Source organism: Kineothrix sp. MB12-C1 (genome assembly GCF_030863805.1).
Taxonomy (GTDB): Bacteria; Bacillota; Clostridia; order Lachnospirales; family Lachnospiraceae; genus Kineothrix.
On sequence record NZ_CP132957.1, the window covers coordinates 1519539 to 1538575 of the forward strand.

A 19037-nucleotide genomic window follows, 5' to 3' on the forward strand; every position below is an offset into this window, starting at 1 on the left:
CCGAAGCCAGATTTCTTATAAGTATGCGGCTTAAGCCACTCTTCTTACCGACAATATAGATTTATACGTTGCGGATGTAATCTTAATTCCTGTTCTTTCCGTACTGGCATGAACGATGTTTCCATTGCCTATGTATATGCCCACATGCCCTGCGTAGCAGATAATATCACCCGGCTGGGCTTGGGAATATTCCACGCCGCTTCCTGCATTTCTTATCTCCCACGAAGTACGCGGTACGGTATAACCCTTATCCTTGAATACGCGCCATACGAATCCCGAGCAATCTGCTCCATCGGTAAGGCTGGTACCTCCTGCCACATAAGGATTCCCGATAAATTGGCAAGCATAGGATGCTATCGATGAGCCATTTCCGCTGGAAGGGATGCTTACAGAGGGACTATCCGAAGAGGAGCCGCTTCCTGTTGAGCTGCCCGAAGAGGAACTATTTGAGGAACCTCCGGAAGAATTTCCGCCATTTGCTGCTTCCTGCTTCCTTCTTTCCTCCTCTTCTGCCCTTTTTCTCTCTTCTTCTTTCTTCCTTGCTTCCTCTTCTAACTTTTTAATCTGTGCTGTCTGCTGCTTAATTTTCGTTTTATAAGCGGCTGCTTCCTGCTTCGCTCTGGATATCTGCACATTATAATTTTCATATACCTGCTTCTTCTCTTCCAGCAGCTCTTCCATATAAGCCTGTTCTTCTTCAAGCTCATGTTTGGAAGCTTCTAATTCCGCTTTCTCATCTTCCAAGCGATTCCATACCTCCTGAACATGCTCCTTAATCGCCTGATACTCCTCCAACATCTTCCTATCGTATTCATAGAGCTGTTCGATATAATCCGCCTTATTCACCATATCACCGAAGCTGCTGCTGGACATCAGAAGCTGCACATACGGGACATCGCCTTGTTCATACATGAACTTAATACGAAGCTTCATAGAGGCATACTGCTCCTCTTCTTGCTTTTTTGCTTCTTCGTATTCTGCTTCTGTCCGTACAATCTGGTCCTGTTTTTCTACAATTTCTTCCTTGATAATATCCACGCTGGCAATAATTTCCACCACGTTAGCATCCAGTTCATCGATCTCATTTCCAACTTGATTTTGCTGGCCCTGAAGCCCGGATATCTGCCCTTGTACATTATTCAGTTTTTTCTGGTCTTCTTGTTGTTGTCTTTTGATATCAGAAACTGTAGACGCATACACGCTTCCCGAAGGAAGGAGCATCATCGTAAGCGCCATGCCTACACTGATAATTTGTACAACCTTTTTTTTCATATGCAACCCCTATAAGCCTTATATCGCGGACGAATCGTTACCTATTTTTTATAAATCGCAATTATTTACGGTTCTAGGGAATGGAATGACATCCCGGATATTGCTCATTCCGGTCAGATACATTACACATCTTTCGAAGCCAAGACCGAATCCGGCATGGCGTACGGAACCATATTTTCTTAAATCTAAGTAGAAATCATAGTCTTCCTTGTTCAAGCCAAGCTCGTCCATGCGCTTCTCGAGAAGATCTAACTTATCCTCTCTCTGACTTCCTCCGATAATTTCACCAATTCCCGGCACCAGACAGTCCATAGCAGCCACTGTCTTTCCATCCTCATTTAACTTCATGTAGAAAGCCTTAATTTCCTTCGGATAATCTGTTACGAATACCGGACGCTTGAATTCCTGTTCTGTCAGATATCTTTCATGTTCTGTCTGCAAATCGCATCCCCAGAACACCTTATATTCGAATTTTTCATTATTCTGTTCCAAAATCTTAATCGCATCTGTATAAGTCACACGACCGAAATCAGAGTTGAGCACATGTGTAAGACGTTCTATCAATCCCTTATCCACAAACTGATTGAAGAAGTTCATCTCTTCCTTCGCATTCTCAAGCACATAACGAATCACATGCTTTAACATTGCTTCTGCAAGAATCATATCATCCTTCAAATCAGCGAATGCCATCTCGGGCTCAATCATCCAGAACTCTGCCGCATGCCTTGTGGTATTAGAATTCTCTGCACGGAAGGTAGGACCGAAGGTATATACATTCTTAAAGGCGAAAGCATATGCTTCCACATTCAACTGTCCGCTTACCGTAAGATTGGTCGCTTTGCCGAAGAAATCCTCTTCGAAATCAATACTTCCATCTTCCTTCCTGGGCATATTCTGAAAGTCCATGGTCGTTACCTGGAACATTTCACCTGCACCCTCGGCATCGCTGCCCGTGATAATGGGAGTGTGTACATATACAAAGCCTCTTTCCATGAAAAAGGTATGAATCGCATAAGCAATTAAAGAACGAACACGGAATACTGCTTGAAACGTATTCGTACGGGGACGCAGATGGGAAACCGTTCTCAAATACTCAAAGCCATGTCTTTTCTTCTGAAGCGGGTAATCCGAAGTAGAAGCTCCTTCCACGAGAACCTCCGCTGCCTGCATCTCAAATGGCTGCTTCGCATCAGGGGTCTCCACAATCGTTCCTCTTACAACAATTGCAGAGCCTACATTCAGCTTGCTAATCTGTTCGAAATTATCTAACTTGTCACTATATACAATCTGTAATGTTTCAAAAAATGTGCCGTCATTTACTACGATAAATCCAAATGTTTTCGAATCGCGGATACTTCTTATCCATCCTCCTACCGTCACTTCTTTGCCTGCAAACTCACTGTGCTTACGATATAAATCTCTGATGTCTGTTAAATTCATTCTTAATGCTCCTTTCGAAGTCTGGAGACTTTGTGCATCGCACAAATCTCCGGTTGAAAGAATTATATTCTTTCAACCTTCTCCCTTACTCTCATAATTTTATTATAACAGTTCAGCCGAAGGCGGAACTGTTATGTGTGAAAATCCATTAAAATCACCTTCGGTGATGGGATTTTCACTTGCTCTTCCGGATATTCTTACAGTCAGCGCAGCGAGTGCGCAGACCTGCTGGATAGCTACATTACAACAATATTATCCCTGTGTAATTACCGCGTTTTCATATAGCATATCGAGCACTTTCTCGCCCATCATATACTCTTTGTAAGCTGCAGCATTCACTTTCTCTTTGAACTCTTCCACGGAGTCATAATTCGCTTCCGATGCCATCTGCTCTATCTTCTCTTGCAATTCCTCATCAGAAATATTCAAGTCCTCTGCATCCGCAATTGCCTTTAATGCAATGTACTGCTTCGCAGAATTGAGTGCCTGATTCTTGATTTCTTGCGGATAGGTCGCAGCATCCATTCCATAATAGAGCTGCATGAAATTATTCAGATCCATCCCGTAATTAGCCGCTTCGTAAGTTAAGTTCTCCGTCAAAGTAGTCTCATAGCGTTCCAGCATCGCCACAGGAGGTTCCTTAATAAACTCACTTTTTTCTACGATTGCGCTGGCAAGACTACTCTCCGCCTTCGCCACATTAGCCATTTCCTGCTCTTCATACATCATATCATAAACATACTTCTGATATTCTGCTACCGTACTGCATTCGAGTCCCAGTCCCTGAACGTATTCATCTGTCAGCTCCTGAGGAGTTGCTGCCATAATCGTATTCACCGTCACAGTGAACACCACAGCTTTCCCCGCCAAATCCTCTGCATGATAGTCTTCCGGGAACGTAAGATCGATATCACGGGTCTCTCCTACCTTCGCTCCTACCAAAGCTTCTTCAAATCCAGGAATAAACTGACCGGAACCAATCGTAAGGTTAGCCCCCGCTGCAGTACCTCCTTCGAAAGCAACTCCATCCAACATTCCTGCATAATCGATATTAACGGTATCCCCTTCCTTCACACCTTCCTCCGGATTCAGGCTGAGAAGATAATTGATGTAAGAATCCCTCATTTCGTCCGTTACTTCCGTATCCGTCTGTGTAATTTCAAGACCCTTATATTCTCCAAGCTTAATGTAATCCTTTGTCTTGATTTCATCCAAGTATACTTTCTCACTATCATCAGTACCTTTGCATGCAGCAAGTGATGCCACAGCCGCCGTCATTGCAGCGAACGTCACTATTTTTACCCATATTCTATTTCTTTTCATTCTAAATAAACCCAAGCCTTTCTCATACCTATCTTGCCTTTTGAAAAGAAGGCAGTATCTCTTTTATACCACAAATCTTCTTTCCTTAAAACCCTTTTCCTACTTTTTTCATAACTTCTTCACATACTGCCTTTGTGTTACTGTTTGCAGGCTTGCCTGTGAACAGTAACGCCTTTGTCACTGCTACAGCAAGGGGGAAAGCGGCCTGCTTACTTGCTCAAGAAACTTTACTTTGATTGAACGGCTCATGTATACACTTCGCGTAACCTTTTTCGACTTTTTTAAATCTTCATCGAAGATTTCCCGCATTTTTCTTGCTTGCTCTTCGCTATATATCACTGCATTTACTTCAAAGTTCAACGCAAAACTGCGAATATCCATATTGGCGGTACCATAGCACAGCACCTTATCATCCACAATCATCCCCTTTGCGTGAAGAAAACCATCCTCATAAGTGTAGCAGTTTGCGCCTGCCATAACCAAGTCTCCAATATAAGAATAGGTCGCCCAATAGACAAAGGGATGGTCCGGCTTGCATGGAATCATCACATTCACCTCGATACCGGAGTGAATTGCTATCATCAACGCCGCGAAAATAGCTTCATCGGGAATAAAATACGGCGTCTGAATATGGATACTTTTTTTTGCTTTTCCAATTAAACGCAAATAATTGTCACGGATATTCTGATATCTGGAGTCAGGACCGCTGGAAACAATCTGAATCTCACAGTACTGCTTGGAGACCACAGGATCTTTATTCAAGTAAGCACTCGTCAAAAACAAGTTCTCCTTAGCCGTATAATTCCAATCCAGGGCAAAACGAATCTGGAGCGCCAATACCGCCGTTCCTGTTATCCTTAGATGGGTATCCCTCCAATTTCCGAACTTTTCATCCAGGCCGATATATTCTTTCCCGATATTAAAACCGCCCAGATATCCGATTTTTCCATCGATAATTACTATTTTCCTATGATTGCGGTAATTAATACGAAGATGTAGACGCCGTAGGAGAGCAGGAAAAAATTCTGAAGTTTTTATCCCCAGATCGTTTAGCTTTTTCCAATATCTTTTAGGTATCGAACGGCAGCCCATCCCATCATAGAGAATACGTACTTCTACTCCTTCTCTTACTTTTTCCACAAGTACATCTTTAATCCGTTGGAATAATATATCATTTTTTATAATATAATATTGCACATGGATATATGTGCTGGCTTCCCGCATATCCGTAAGAAGTGCCTCAAACTTCTCATTTCCTTCTGTAAAAATACTAATATCATTGTCATCCGTCAGCATAGCTGCCGAAGCATCCAGATTGTACATAACAAGATCTGAATATTCCACGATTCCCGGATCCCTCTTCTCCAGTTCTTTGTTGCGCAGGCTGTATTCCTGGCTGCGGATAGCATCGCTTAAGTGATCTTCAATCTCCTTGATCCGGAACATCTTCTGCTTATGCATATCCGTTCCTATGAGCAGATAGAAAATAAAACCGAGAATAGGGACAAAATATAGAAGCAGGAGCCATGTCCATACGACCTTAGGATCCTTCCTCTGGAAAAATATAATGATTACCGCAAATATTAAATTAATAAAAATCAGATGGTTAAAGACGAAGAAAATACCCATCCGAACGCTTTCCCAAATCATAAATTCACCCTTGCTCCCATCTGCGTGCTTTGGCACGCATAAAAATCAGAGAGCGTGAAAATTTATTTTTCACTCTTATATTTCCCCTCTCCGCTTGCGGCTGATTTCACATCAGCTCGTCTCACTGCTTATTATATAACATATTCCCCGTTTCTTCAACGGATTTACTACTGCTCACCATACTATATCTTATTAATTATTCTTGCGTATTTGAAGAAACAATGCTACAATAAACCTTGCATTAACGTAAATCAGGAGGTTATATTGTGAATACATTATCTATTGTATTATTAGTTATATTGGCTGTTTTACTCATCGCTGTTGTGGCATTATATTTTCTCGGGAAAAGAGCCCAGAAGAAACAGGAAGCACAGCAGGAACAAATCGATGCAATGAAGCAGACCGTCTCAATGCTCGTTATCGATAAGAAGCGGATGAAGATGAAAGATTCCGGACTTCCTCAGGCAGTCATCGAACAGACTCCCCGTCTGTTACGCGGTTCCAAGTTCCCGGTAGTAAAGGCAAAAGTTGGTCCGCAGATTATGACTCTCGTATGTGATGAGAAGATTTTCGACATGGTACCGGTGAAAAAAGAAGTAAAAGCAGTCGTTAGCGGTATCTATATTACCGACGTAAAGGGACTTCATGGTAAAGCAGTAGCTGCTCCGAAGAAAAAGCAAAGCGCTTTCAGAAATGCAATTGAGAAATTACAGGAAAAAGCCGGAGCAAAGCCATTGAAATAAATAAAAACATAATATGACATAAAAAGCAAAAGCGACTATTTTAATGAATAGCCGCTTTTTTTAGAACGTATCTCTATTGTTATCTTGCAATCTGCAAAATGTTCATAATTCAATTCCAAGGCATAATCCACATTCACCACAATATGCTCCTCCTCTTCCTCGAAACGAATGCTTCTGGCATCGATTCCAATGAGGATTTGTCCGTAAGGTGTATGGTAGCTTGTCATATTCTTTTTATTCTCTTCAAAAACCATATGAACATTGATAAGGCCTTTTTTCGTCAGTTCCAGAGAATTATTTTTGAACTTAATAATATTTTTGGTGCTTTCTTCGAACCCTTCCGTCACTTCCTCATAGAGAATATAATGGCTTTCATCCCTTTTATAATATTCCGCCGGAGTAATCGTCTCGATTTCATCTCCATCCGAAGAATGGATATCGAACTGTAACCCTTTTAAGGACAGCAATACCTCTTTTGTCATAATAATAACCACATCTTTCTGAATGTTACTATTCAGCCTACGGCTTCCTAGCAACAATTTTTGCACAGAAATACTGCATAGCAGTATTTCGCGCTTGCCAAACTCGGGTTTTCTGTAATCTTCGCTCACAAAAAACACCTCGCGGTGTTGATGGCTGAACTGTTACTTCTAAGTTTCTAATAGTGTTACCAGGATGCTGTGAGGGCACTGAACAGTTGCCCTAATAGTTCTCAATATGGATGGTTTTGGCAGACAGAATTCCATATTCCAGAATAGAATTGGCAAACGTCTTGAATTTATCCGCCATATCACTCACATAGAACTGGTAGCGGTTATCTCCAAGTTCGGGAGTCTTTTTATTCAAAAGCCCTTCCATTTCTAACAGCTCCTTTAATTCCTTCGCGGTCTCATACGCAGGATTCACCAAGGTCACCTTTTCTCCCATAATCTTTCCTACCGTAGAACGAATTAGGGGATAATGTGTACAGCCCAGGATTAGCGTATCGATGCCGCTGTCAATCAACTCGCTCAGATATCTTATAGCAATTTCATCGGTAACCGGGTCTTGCCAAAGTCCTTCTTCCACAAGAGGAACGAATAAGGGACAGGCCTTGCCAAGCACAGTTATCCTCGGATTGATTTTATTGATATATGTAGAATAAATACGGCTTCCCACTGTACCTTCTGTTCCTATCACTCCGACTTTACCATTTATAGTCGCTTCCACCGCAACCTTTGCTCCCGGCTTAATTACGCCGATTATCGGAATATCCAGTTCCTTTTCAATTTCGTCCAAAGCATACGCGCTTGCCGTATTACAGGCGACAACAATTGCCTTCACCGGCTGTTCCTGCAGAAAGTGTACAATCTGCCTGGAATATTTCGTAATTGTTTCTTTGGATTTGCTCCCATAGGGTACTCTGGCCGTATCCCCGAAATATATAATCTTCTCGTTAGGAATCTGTCTCATAATTTCCTTCGCTACGGTCAATCCTCCTACACCGGAATCAAACACTCCGACCGGCAACTCACTGAATGCCTCTATTTCCTTTATCACCGTCATTACTGCTTCCTTTACTTTCTATTATGCCCACCTTCCCTGCCATTTCCTTAGGGGTAAGCATATCTTCTCTGTGAAAAAACTTCTGTGACTGTTCAGTACCATCACAGTTATAAATTTCTTCCTTCTCTTCTTCCGGCTTCTCACGAAATAAGCTATGAAACAATGCACTTCTTACACGAATTTGTTCCGGCTTCGCTTCACAGATCTGCGTAAACATATCTGCTGCCTTCCCAGAATCGTTATCGGACATCTCCTCTGTCCCGCCAGCGCTCTCTTCATAAACAACTTCACATACTTCCTGCGTAAAACATAAGTCAGGATATATCATACCCCAGAATCCCATCGTTGCAAATAGGATAATACCAGTTTCCCATATCTTCTTCATCAGGTCTCTCCTTGCCATGCTTCGCCTTATCTTTGCAAAGCTCTGTTACAAGAAGTCTACCCCTATTTTAGATACTTATTCCGTAAATACCCAGACCTACTGAATAGCTATTACTTTATTTGTAACTGTTCTGTACCTTCACAGTTACATGCGCAGACCTACTGAATAGCTATTACTTTATTTCTGTCTGTTTTCCAAGCGTATCTGCTTAATAATAGATATTTCCTGATTATCGATATGAAGCATTGCTGCCTTTGCTGCTGCCTCACTATCCTTGTTCATAATACTCTCATATATGATTCTATGTTCCTCTATCAGCCTCTCATGCTGACTTTCGTCCTTAATATATTCAAAGCGATAACGATACATCTGCTCCGCCAGATTATTAACGAGCTGCACCAGCCTCTGATTGCCCGTAGCTTTCACTATAATATCATGCAGAGCCACGTCCGCTTTGGCAATAATCGTAAGGTCCTTAGTCTTCGCCGCCTCTTCGAATTCTCTGCAAGCTTCCTTTAAATGCTCCATCTCTTCCTCTGTGATACGCTCACAGGCAAGCTCCGCACAGAGCGCATCTAGAGCACGGCGCACTTCCAGTACATCCCTAAGACTTTTCTCCGTAATCTGTGCTACCTCTGCCCCTCTTCTGGGTATCATGATAACCAGACCTTCCAGTTCCAGTTTACGAATCGCTTCCCGTATCGGGGTTCTGCTGACTCCTAACTTATTGGCAAGGTGAATCTCCATCAGCCGTTCTCCCGGCTTCAGTTCTCCGGTCAGTATCGCCTTGCGCAGTGTATTGAATACCACATCCCTCAGTGGCAAGAATTCATCCATACTTACTTGAAAATTATTGCCCATATCGTAACCATGCCTTTCCTATTCGCCCCATTTCCTCTAGTCCCGATTATTTACCGGAACAGTAACATATACCTCTTTTGCCAACCCCTCTTTTGTTAATCCCTCCTTCGCCTTCTGTGCTCTCTCCTGCGTAGAATAAATACCGAACACAGTAGGTCCACTCCCGCTCATCAGCGCCCCCATCGCTCCATTCGCATTCATAAACTGTTTGATTTTGTCCACTTGCGGATATTCCTTTACCGTTACCGTTTCCAGAACATTTTCTATTCTCGCCGCAATTCCATCTAAGTCCTCTGCCTCCAGGGCATCTATCATCCCATGGATATCCGGATGATCCGTCAGATAATCCGCGTGCAAGTTCTCATATACGAACTTCGTGGATACATCGATATCCGGCTTCGCAATCAGCAGAAAACAATCCGGCATCCCGGGAAGCTGTTTGAGCTTCTCTCCAATCCCTTCTGCCAAAGCAGTACCACCTTGTATGCAGTAGGGAACATCTGCACCGATCCTCACAGCAAGCGCACATAGTTCATCAATGGTAAGTCCTAAGGAAAATAGCTCGTTCATCCCATGAAATACTGCAGCCGCATCCGTGCTGCCTCCTGCCATACCTGCCGCCATGGGAATTCTCTTCTCCAGAGTAATATACACTCCTTCTTTTATGCTATAATTATCCACCAAAAGCTTCGCCGCCTTATAGACTAAATTATTCTCATCTCCCAGCAGCTCTTCCTTATTGGTAACCAACGTAATTCCCGGCTCACCTTTCTTATGAAAAGTAAGCGTATCATACAGGCCGATGGACTGCATAATCATCTTTACTTCATGATATCCATCTTCTCTGCGCCTTATGACATCCAACCCCAGATTAATTTTTGCGTAAGCTTTTCTCGTAATCGTATCCATCGTTTACTCCATCTGCATTTTATATGTAACAGTTCACTACCCTCACTTGTCTTCCCCACGTATTCTTACAGTCAGCGCAGCAAATGCGCAGACCTACTGAATCGTTGCTTTTGTATACACATATTGTACTTAATTATATGTAATCTGTATGCGTTCGTCAATGCTTACGGTATAAATATGGCATCTCTTATACAAGATACAGTATGTGAAAATTTCGTTACTATTCACCGTACCGGTCGAAAAATCCGCCAAATAAGATAAGGATAACATAAAAACACATCGTAAATTTGGGAAAATCCAGTTTATGCTCTAAGCAAATGAGCATAACTAGACGATATATATAACAAATCAGGAATAATTCCCAGTTTTATTTTTTACTATTCAATCTCATGCAACCAAGGAGGGTTTTACGATGGGCGTAAATGGAATTACAAGCGGAGTAAGCGCTGCCGATGCTTACAACAATACATATAGCACCGCTTCAAAAAAAGGCAATGATAAGGAAGTAACGAAGGAAGAAAACAACAATGGCGTAATTTATGAGCCTTCTGCTAACGAAAGCACCAAAAAGGTATACAAACAAGATACTGAACTAATTGCTAAATTAAAAGCGGATGCCGATGCCCGCCTTTCACAGTTTAAGAGCCTTGTAGAACAGATGATGGCTAATCAAGGTAAGACTTTAGGAAAAGCAGACAGTATCTGGAGTTTTCTCGCAAGCGGTGATTTCACCGTAGATCCTGCCGTAAAGGCACAGGCGGAGAAGGATATCGCCGATGACGGCTATTGGGGCGTGGATCAGACTTCCAGCCGCATCGTCGATTTTGCAACTGCTTTGACCGGAGGAGACCCGAGTAAAATCGAAGCAATGCGCGATGCCTTCAAAGAAGGCTTCGATCAGGCCACAAAGACATGGGGCAAGAAGCTGCCGGACATCAGCCAGAGAACTTATCAGGCTGTTATGGACAAGTTCGACCAACTCGTGGAGAAGTCCAAAGCTCCGGAATCTAATTAAATACTAACAGTTTGAATTAAATTGAAATGGGAAAGCGTAATGAACACACTTTCCCATTTTTTTATTTTGTAATTCCTTTTACAATAAGCAGTTTATCGCCCGCCTTTATTTCCTCACTGGTCATTTCGTTCGTCTCTTTAATCTGGGAAATCGGTACATAATATTTCTTCCCTACATCCCACAGACTATCCCCTTCCTTAGCAACATAAATAACAATTCCCGGAAGTTCATTGAGTTTATTCATATCGAGTTCCGAAACGGCCACATCTGTTACGATATCCTCTGTTCGATTACCGAATACTGTCCCTTTAAGCGAAACAACTGCTTTTATATCAACTTCATCGCTATCGATCATGGAAGTCGTCATTTGCTCTACGTCCGCATCTACTTTATAGATACTATTTGCGTTAATGTCCGGCACTTCCAACGTATAATCGAAGGAGAAGATTCCCTTTACCGTACCATATGGGACCTTACTATCACTACTTAAATAAAGTGTCTGTACTTGCAAATCACCCTTTACATGAATACCGTTTTCTACAACTTCTTTGCTCTCAACTCTTGCCTGCGCTTCACTATGAAGCAGTTGCATCATATGAGTATCCGTTCCCTGAAGCTTCATGCGGTCGTTCACCTTTGTTCTACCGCCCGGGCTTCCTAAGAAAGTCCGGAATTGTGCCGGTCTGCTTACTGCCTCTACTTCTTTCACCACACCGTAAATACCACTTAAAATATCAAGTCTCGTTTCCTCATAGAGATCGATATCCAAATCTAACACGAGCTCAATTGCAAATACTCTCTGTTCTCCATCAAAATCCGGCCGAATCTCCACTTCCATATTTCCAATGGAATGCTCGATGTCCGAAACCATTCCTTCACTGCTTCCATGACATTCTATCATTCCGCTAAAAGGCACCGTCGCTTCGAAGGCCCTCACCGGACTTTCTTCTCCCTCACCCTCATAGAGAAAGAAAACAGAAAGATTACCCTGTATGGAAATTTTTTCTTCCAAAGGTCTGCATTCCACACGCTCTGCATCCACGCTTTGCCATATGATCTGGAAAATATTCGGATAATTCTGCGGAATCTCTATCTCTTCCTTAACGCGGAAAATATCTCTCTTTTTCACTGCCATTTGCAGCACTTCCAGAGGCTTTTTCCTATATTCCACCGGCTCCTCATGATACAAATCCACCGCCGTTTCTTCATCGCACATAGTTTCCGATGTCAGCCTAACGGTAATAAGCGCCTGTACGCTCAGCTTCCTGGAGTTAATCAATCCAATGGTAAGATCCTCCAGATCCCATTTTGCCTTTACACTATCTCCGCCTTGTACTCCTTCCATATAAACCTGTTCTTCAAAGGGGATGCAGCCTTCCATAGAAGAAGGAATCATGCTTTCTCCCTCAGCCAAATACATTACCGCAAACGTCAGCTTTCCTTTGACAGTCACATGATCTTCCGACACCTTCACCTCGTCAAATGAAACACATCCTCTATCATAAATCAGCTTGCCCGCATCCGGCTTGGAATCGGAAATATTAATATCATCTTCTAATGTAATCTGAGTTGCCGCTTGACTTTTTATGCGGTCCATATGTATATTTTTCCTTACTAATTCCACAAAAACACCTCCGTATCGCTTCCATCACCATTACTAAACTTTAATCAAGTTTACTTATAGTAATTGTATTGCACACGGAGGTCATTTATTCCTGTTGTTTTAACGAGTTTTAAAGTTACAGTTCAGATACAGTTCCGATTAAATCTGTAATATTTTCTATCTCATACTTTTTCATATATGCTTCGATACCATCTACAACTTCTACCGTCGCATAAGGATTCACGAAGTTCATCGCACCTACAGCCACCGCAGCAGCTCCTGCCAGTAAGAATTCAATAGCATCATCCGCATCAGCAATTCCGCCCATTCCGATAATCGGAATTTTCACCGCTTGGGATGCCTGATATACCATACGCACAGCTACCGGCTTAATAGCCGGGCCGGATAACCCTCCGGTCTTATTCGCCAGCGCAAACGCTCTCTTATGAATATCTATCTTCATCCCTGTAATCGTATTAATCATAGAAAGTGCATCGGCTCCTGCCGCTTCTGCTGCCTTTGCCATCTCCGCGATATCCGTCACATTAGGGCTGAGCTTCATAATAATAGGCTGCTTTGCCTTCTTCTTAATCTGAGAAGTAATATCATAGAGGCAATCCGCCTGCTGTCCGAAGGCTATGGCTCCTTCTTTTACATTCGGGCAGGAAACATTAATTTCCAGCATATCCACCGCCGTATCACTAAGCTTCTCCACAACATCCAGGTAATCCTCTACCGTTTTTCCACAAACATTGACAATAACTTTCGTATCATATCTTTCTAAGAAAGGTAAATCCCTCTCAATAAATACATCCACTCCCGGATTCTGTAATCCGATGGCATTGAGCATTCCGCCGTAAGTTTCCGCTATGCGGGGCGTAGGATTACCTTCCCATGGCACATTCGCCACTCCCTTCGTCACCACGGCGCCCAGCCTGTTCAAATCTACAAATCTCGAATATTCCATACCGGAGCCAAAAGTTCCCGATGCCGTCATCACCGGATTCTTGAACTCGATTCCCGCTATTTTTACCTTTGTATTCATACCATACCCTCTCTTTTAATGTATTTCATTCGTTACTGTTCACAGCCACTATTCCGCGAAGTCAAAATCACGATGCCAAATGCTTTATCTTGGCATTTCTATGCGATTTTACGAGTGCTTCAGGCGCCAAAGTGCAGTTCTTTGCATTTTGTGTGCATTCTGTTGCTGGGCGCAGCGGAGCTGTGAACAGTAACTTTAATTCAGATATCCACATCCTGCGCATCGAATACCGGACCTTCAGTACAGATTCTCGTATTATTAACGTGAGAGTGCCAATCTTTTTCTTTTGTCTTGCAGACACAGCCAAGGCACGCGCCCACACCACAGGCCATACGCTCTTCCAAAGAAATATAAGCTTTAATACCTTTTTCCCCCGCATATCTTTTTATTGCCCGAAGCATCGGCATGGGACCGCATGCCATAATCACATCTGCCTCCAAATGATTGACAGCCATCGCATCCAGCACGTTTCCTTTCGTTCCTTCGCTGCCATCCTCTGTAGCCACATATACGGATGCATACTTCTCCATATCTGCTTTTAGGAAAAGCTGATGATTTCGGTAACCGGCAACCATCGTAATCTCCTTCGCCTTCCCTTCCTTTCTCAATTCCTTAGCAAGTTGCAGCATAGGCGGTATGCCGATGCCTCCGCCCATCAAAACAACTCGTTTTCCTTCCGCTTCTTCCAGAGGAAAACCATTACCCAGATTCCCCAGAATCCTAATATTTCTTCCCGTATGGTAAAGAGACAACTCCTTCGTCCCTTTTCCTGCCACACGATATACAATTCTCAGACGATTACCCGGACCATCCACCTCGCAAATACTGATCGGCCTTGGAAGCAGCGTGCTTTCATTATGGGGATATACGCTGATAAACTGACCTGCCTTTGCTGTATTTGCCAAATCACTCTCTATCCACATATCATATACATCGTCCGCTATCTCTGTCTGGGAAATAACTTTCGTTTTCACCTTCTTCATCCATCTATCCTCCGTATTTTTGCTTTTCCTTTGCTCGTTTCGTTGCGGTACACTATATCGAATAAACGATTTCTCCTCCGCAAATCGTATAGTATACCTTGCCGGGCATAGCTTCCCCTGTAAAAGGAGTGTTGGAGGACTTGGATGCATATGTTTCCGCCTTCCAGATTTCCTCCTTATCGAAAATCACCACATCGGCCGGTCCGCCTTCCTCCAAATATCCGGCTTCCAAACCGTAGAGCTTAGCCGGTCGGTAGGCCATCCGGTCCATTAATTCCATCATCGTAAGGTATCCCTTCTCCACTAATTCCCGAAGGCCCAGGGAAAGAGCTGTCTCCAAACCGATAATCCCACTGGGTGCCTCCGTAATGGACCTTGCCTTCTCTTCCTCACTATGAGGAGCATGATCCGTAGCAATCATATCGATCGTCCCATCCTGTAAGCCCTTTATAATAGCAAGTCTATCCTCTTCCTCCCGAAGCGGCGGGTTCATCTTAGCCAAAGTTCCATGTATGATGACCGCTTCCTCCGTCAATGTAAAATGATGCGGGGTAGCCTCCGCAAAAATATTAGAATGAGTCTTCTTCGCTTCACGCACAAGCTCCACTGCCTCTTTTGCACTAATATGCTGAATGGAAATATCTGCCCCGGTTTCTTTCGCAAGCTCAATATCACGCCTTACCATATCGATTTCCGCCATTCTTTCCGATCCCGTAATCCGATAATGTCTCGCGGCTGCTCCTGCATTCACACCATTATTCTTAATATACGCCGGATTCTCTTCATGGAAGCTAAGGGGTTTTCCAAGTCTTTTTGCCCTCTTCATAGCTTCTTTGACAATCTCCTCATCCAGAAGGGGAATGCCATCATCTGTAAATCCCACTGCCCCGTTTGCAGCTAATCCTTCCATATCCGTAAGGACTTGTCCTTTCATTCCCATCGTTATATTCGCACAAGTCTCCACATGAATTCCTGTTTCTTTTCCTTTTTCCCGCACATATGCAAGCGTTTCCTCATTGTCCACCACCGGCTTAGTATTGGCCATCAGCACTACTGTAGTATAGCCTCCTTTGGCCGCCGCCTCCGCGCCTGTAGAAATATCCTCTTTATAAGTAAACCCCGGGTCTCTGAAATGCACATGCACATCCACAAGCCCCGGAGCCACTACTTTTCCCGCTGCTTCTATGATACGAACGCCTTCTCCGGCCTCCTGTAACGAAATCTCCGGGCATATTTTCACAATTTTCTTATCCTCGATTAAAACATCCATCTTGCCTTCCCGGCCGTTTTTCGGGTCAATCACATAACCATTTTTTATCAGAAGCATTTCATTCTCCATATCCCTGTTTTTTACATAGTATATCGCATTCTTCCTATAACAATCAATCAAAAACTACCGACTTATCAAAATATTCCGTTTTTATAACGATATATGGATAGGATGCACTTTCCGACTCTTGGGCTTGATACAATTCCCTGTTTTCTGCCTCAGGTCCGATAAGATTCGTATCCACATATACAGAATTGCCTGTGAGATATAAGTCTTTTACTACTATACTGTATCCCCCGGTGTCCTGTTTTCCATAGCCGACACAGATATAGAGGAAATCATTGTCCTGATAGGTAATTTTAAATTCCTTCTCCTTCTTCTCATCGATAATCATCTTCAATTCCTCAGGCAGTTTATCCTCCCCTATTACCGTGAATTCTATATCCTTAATCTTCCGGTTCATATCCTTCGTCCCGCCTCCACAACCACATAAACTGGCAACCATCACGATGGCGGCAATCACACCTACTATATAGCATTTCTTCATTTCCAAGCTCCTTCCCTGCGCTCGTTGAGCATATCCATAACGCATATTTTCTCATCCGAACTGCAAAAAGGTCATACTTTCTTTACTCTATTCTATTTCCCAGCATAGGCGACTATTCCTCTCCTTCTACAACTCTTTTTTCCTATTGCTTAATAAAAAGCCGTCCGCTATAATAAATACGTTATACATAAAAAATATTAAAAGAATGTAACTGTTCACTAAACTCACAGTTATAAAAATTTCAATAGCAGGAAGGATACACTATTATGATTCGTTTTATCGGCGTTGCCTCTTTCGTCATTTTATTCCTTATATTCAGCATTCCGCTTCTAATTGCCGAATGGATTCTCGGCAAATTCAATATGGACAAGAAAAATACAAGTTCCCTCGCTATTGTTAACTGGACATTCAGAATGTGTTTAAAGATCGCAGGTGTGACCGTAACCGTAATCGGAGAAGAGAACATCCCCACCGATGAACCTGTTTTATATGTGGGTAATCATCGGAGCTATTTCGATATTCTTCTCACTTATACAAGAGTTCCGCGCCCAACCGGTTATATCGCCAAAAGGGAAATGATTAAAATCCCTTTACTCTCTCACTGGATGAAAAATTTACATTGTCTTTTTCTGGACAGACAGGATATTAAACAGGGCTTAAAAACCATTTTAGAGGGAATTGAAAAGGTGAAATCGGGGATTTCTATTTGTATTTTCCCCGAAGGAACAAGAAACAAGGTGAATGACACCTTCCTTCCCTTCCATGAGGGAAGCTTTAAGATTGCTGAGAAGTCAGGTTGCGCCATTATCCCCATGTCTATCAATAATGCCGCTGCCATTTTCGAAGATCATCTGCCTAAAATCAAAAAAGCACATGTGATCCTCGAATACGGCAAACCTATCTATATCAAAGATATGTTAAAAGAAGAGAAGAAATTTGTAGGTGTCTACGTTCAAAATATAATCAAAGACACTTATTTTAAAAACAAGGAGCATTACAACATTTAATCATTTTCCAGCTCTTTTACGATTTCTTCAAAGGCCATTCCATGAGAAGCCTTTACTAAAACTGTATCTTCTGCCTGCAGAATACTGGAGATTTTCCCGAAAAATGCTTTCTTGTCCGGGAAATAATGAATCTGTATGCTTTTATCCTCGGATTCTTCCAGCGTTTTGCAGGCATTTTCATACATATGCACCGATAGTTCACCGATACATATAATGACATCGATTCCCTTCTCTACCGCATAATGTCCCACCTTCTCATGCATCTTCTCTTTATTCTCCCCGAGCTCAAACATATCACCGAGTATCGCTACTTTTCTTGTGAGCGCGCTGGAAAGTAAATCCAAAGCGGAACACATAGATACCGGATTGGCATTATAGCAGTCATCGATAACCACTCTATTCTCAAGACGTATAATATGGCTTCTGCCGCCTACCGGCTTAACCTCTGCAATCCCTGTACAAATTTCTTCTTTCGTAAGTCCGCATAGAATTCCTACACAGGCTGCTGCCAGCGCATTGTACAACATATGCTCTCCGGGCAGAGGGATATCCACAGTCAATTCCCCCTCTTCCATGTGGATTACTGCACTGCTTCCAAACAATCCCTTATTCTCCAACTTATCCGCATACATGTCATTGGAAGAAGAACGACCAAAGAAAAAGGGCTTTTTCCCTTTCACCTTTTCGACCGTACGAAGCATAGCATCATCACCATTTAGGCAGACAACTCCTTCTTCGTTCATAAAGTCAAAAATCTCTGTTTTAGCCCTTAAGACCCCTTCTCTGGATTTCAAGTTTTCCAAATGGCAGTCACCAATATTGGTCAGCACGCAAAGATCAGGTCTCGCCACCTTACTCAACCTATGCATCTCACCGAAATCGCTGATTCCCATCTCCAGAACTGCCGCCTCATGATGGTCCCGTATCTTAAGGACCGTAAGGGGAAGCCCAACCTCATTATTATAGTTTCCTTCCGTCTTAAGTACCTTATATTTTACCGAAAGAACCGAGGCGATGAACTCTTTCGTGCTCGTCTTACCCACGCTTCCCGTCACCCCTATAACCTTTATCGTAAGCTGCTTCCTATAAAATTCCGCAATATCCTTAAGTGCCTGAAAAGAGTCCTTCACAAGGATATAAGGACCGTTCACCGGTTCAGGAGCCTTCTCGCACACTACACCGGCTGCTCCCTTCTCCATTACCTGTGCAATGAAATCGTGACCGTCAACCCTTTCTCCTTTCGTAGCAACAAAGAGAAAATTCTCCTCTACCTGTCTGGAATCCAACACTACGCCGGATACCTCCCGGTCGGAGGAACTATCAAAATGAAACAGTTCACCTTTGCAGGCTTCTGTAATTCTTTGTAATGTAAGGTTTTTCATTTCTGTGTTACTTCTCCTTTCGCGGATAAAATATATATTGGTAATTGTGAAAACCAG

Annotated in this window: 18 protein-coding genes; 3 read left to right on the forward strand and 15 right to left on the reverse strand. The window is 42.8% G+C overall.

Annotated features, from left to right (window positions below; all coding sequences use genetic code 11):
* Positions 1-30: 30 nt before the first annotated feature.
* The 4 genes from RBB56_RS07135 to cls form a co-directional block, all read right to left on the reverse strand.
* On the reverse strand, positions 31-1272 hold the full coding sequence (locus RBB56_RS07135; protein WP_306721689.1) for a C40 family peptidase: 1242 nt from the start codon (positions 1270-1272) through the stop codon (positions 31-33).
* A gap of 48 nt (positions 1273-1320) precedes the next feature.
* Positions 1321-2712: an asparagine--tRNA ligase gene (gene asnS, locus RBB56_RS07140; protein ID WP_306721690.1), complete on the reverse strand. Its 1392-nt coding sequence runs from the start codon at positions 2710-2712 to the stop codon at positions 1321-1323.
* Between the two features lie 252 nt (positions 2713-2964).
* The gene (gene tig / locus RBB56_RS07145) at positions 2965-4035 is read right to left on the reverse strand and encodes a trigger factor (RefSeq protein WP_306721691.1); all 1071 of its coding nucleotides are present in this window, start codon (positions 4033-4035) and stop codon (positions 2965-2967) included.
* A 183-nt stretch (positions 4036-4218) separates the two neighbouring features.
* A complete protein-coding gene (cls, locus tag RBB56_RS07150; protein WP_306721692.1) occupies positions 4219-5685 on the reverse strand; it encodes a cardiolipin synthase in 1467 nt (488 codons plus the stop codon).
* A 266-nt stretch (positions 5686-5951) separates the two neighbouring features.
* On the opposite strand from cls, the gene RBB56_RS07155 reads away from it, so the two are divergent.
* Positions 5952-6428: a hypothetical protein gene (locus RBB56_RS07155; RefSeq protein ID WP_306721693.1), complete on the forward strand. Its 477-nt coding sequence runs from the start codon at positions 5952-5954 to the stop codon at positions 6426-6428.
* Positions 6429-6463: 35 nt separating this feature from the next.
* Here the strand turns inward: RBB56_RS07155 and RBB56_RS07160 are convergent, their stop codons facing one another.
* The 5 genes from RBB56_RS07160 to ispE all read right to left on the reverse strand — a co-directional run bounded on the left by RBB56_RS07160 (position 6464) and on the right by ispE (position 10128).
* Entirely contained in the window at positions 6464-6976 is a 513-nt protein-coding gene (locus RBB56_RS07160; RefSeq protein WP_306721694.1) for a DUF1934 domain-containing protein, read from the reverse strand.
* Positions 6977-7130: 154 nt separating this feature from the next.
* Complete coding sequence (murI, locus tag RBB56_RS07165; protein WP_306721695.1) at positions 7131-7973, reverse strand: glutamate racemase; 843 nt, start codon at positions 7971-7973, stop codon at positions 7131-7133.
* Positions 7939-8358, reverse strand: coding sequence for a hypothetical protein (locus RBB56_RS07170; protein ID WP_306721696.1), 420 nt, complete (start codon positions 8356-8358; stop codon positions 7939-7941). The genes murI and RBB56_RS07170 overlap by 35 nt, the downstream gene beginning before the upstream one ends.
* A 177-nt stretch (positions 8359-8535) precedes the next feature.
* Positions 8536-9219: a GntR family transcriptional regulator gene (locus RBB56_RS07175; RefSeq protein WP_306721697.1), complete on the reverse strand. Its 684-nt coding sequence runs from the start codon at positions 9217-9219 to the stop codon at positions 8536-8538.
* A 36-nt stretch (positions 9220-9255) separates the two neighbouring features.
* A complete protein-coding gene (ispE, locus tag RBB56_RS07180) occupies positions 9256-10128 on the reverse strand; it encodes a 4-(cytidine 5'-diphospho)-2-C-methyl-D-erythritol kinase (RefSeq protein ID WP_306721698.1) in 873 nt (290 codons plus the stop codon).
* 412 nt (positions 10129-10540) lie between these two features.
* Between ispE and RBB56_RS07185 the strand changes: the two genes are divergently transcribed.
* Positions 10541-11143 carry a hypothetical protein gene (locus RBB56_RS07185; protein ID WP_306721699.1) on the forward strand — a complete coding sequence of 201 codons (603 nt, stop codon included), beginning with the start codon at positions 10541-10543 and terminating at the stop codon, positions 11141-11143.
* Between the two features lie 61 nt (positions 11144-11204).
* Here RBB56_RS07185 and RBB56_RS07190 read toward each other — a convergent pair whose 3' ends face one another.
* The 5 genes from RBB56_RS07190 to RBB56_RS07210 all read right to left on the reverse strand — a co-directional run bounded on the left by RBB56_RS07190 (position 11205) and on the right by RBB56_RS07210 (position 16591).
* Positions 11205-12767 carry a DUF3794 and LysM peptidoglycan-binding domain-containing protein gene (locus RBB56_RS07190; protein ID WP_306721700.1) on the reverse strand — a complete coding sequence of 521 codons (1563 nt, stop codon included), beginning with the start codon at positions 12765-12767 and terminating at the stop codon, positions 11205-11207.
* Between the two features lie 115 nt (positions 12768-12882).
* A complete protein-coding gene (locus tag RBB56_RS07195) occupies positions 12883-13791 on the reverse strand; it encodes a dihydroorotate dehydrogenase (RefSeq protein ID WP_306721701.1) in 909 nt (302 codons plus the stop codon).
* Positions 13792-13991: 200 nt separating this feature from the next.
* A complete protein-coding gene (locus tag RBB56_RS07200; protein WP_306721702.1) occupies positions 13992-14774 on the reverse strand; it encodes a dihydroorotate dehydrogenase electron transfer subunit in 783 nt (260 codons plus the stop codon).
* Between the two features lie 52 nt (positions 14775-14826).
* Positions 14827-16101: a dihydroorotase gene (locus RBB56_RS07205; RefSeq protein WP_306722109.1), complete on the reverse strand. Its 1275-nt coding sequence runs from the start codon at positions 16099-16101 to the stop codon at positions 14827-14829.
* 55 nt (positions 16102-16156) lie between these two features.
* A complete protein-coding gene (locus tag RBB56_RS07210) occupies positions 16157-16591 on the reverse strand; it encodes a protease complex subunit PrcB family protein (RefSeq protein WP_306721703.1) in 435 nt (144 codons plus the stop codon).
* Positions 16592-16857: 266 nt separating this feature from the next.
* On the opposite strand from RBB56_RS07210, the gene RBB56_RS07215 reads away from it, so the two are divergent.
* Positions 16858-17598, forward strand: coding sequence for a lysophospholipid acyltransferase family protein (locus RBB56_RS07215; protein ID WP_306721704.1), 741 nt, complete (start codon positions 16858-16860; stop codon positions 17596-17598).
* On the opposite strand, the gene RBB56_RS07220 is transcribed toward RBB56_RS07215, so the two are convergent.
* Positions 17595-18980: a UDP-N-acetylmuramoyl-tripeptide--D-alanyl-D-alanine ligase gene (locus tag RBB56_RS07220; RefSeq protein WP_306721705.1), complete on the reverse strand. Its 1386-nt coding sequence runs from the start codon at positions 18978-18980 to the stop codon at positions 17595-17597. The genes RBB56_RS07215 and RBB56_RS07220 overlap by 4 nt on opposite strands.
* Positions 18981-19037 lie beyond the last annotated feature (57 nt).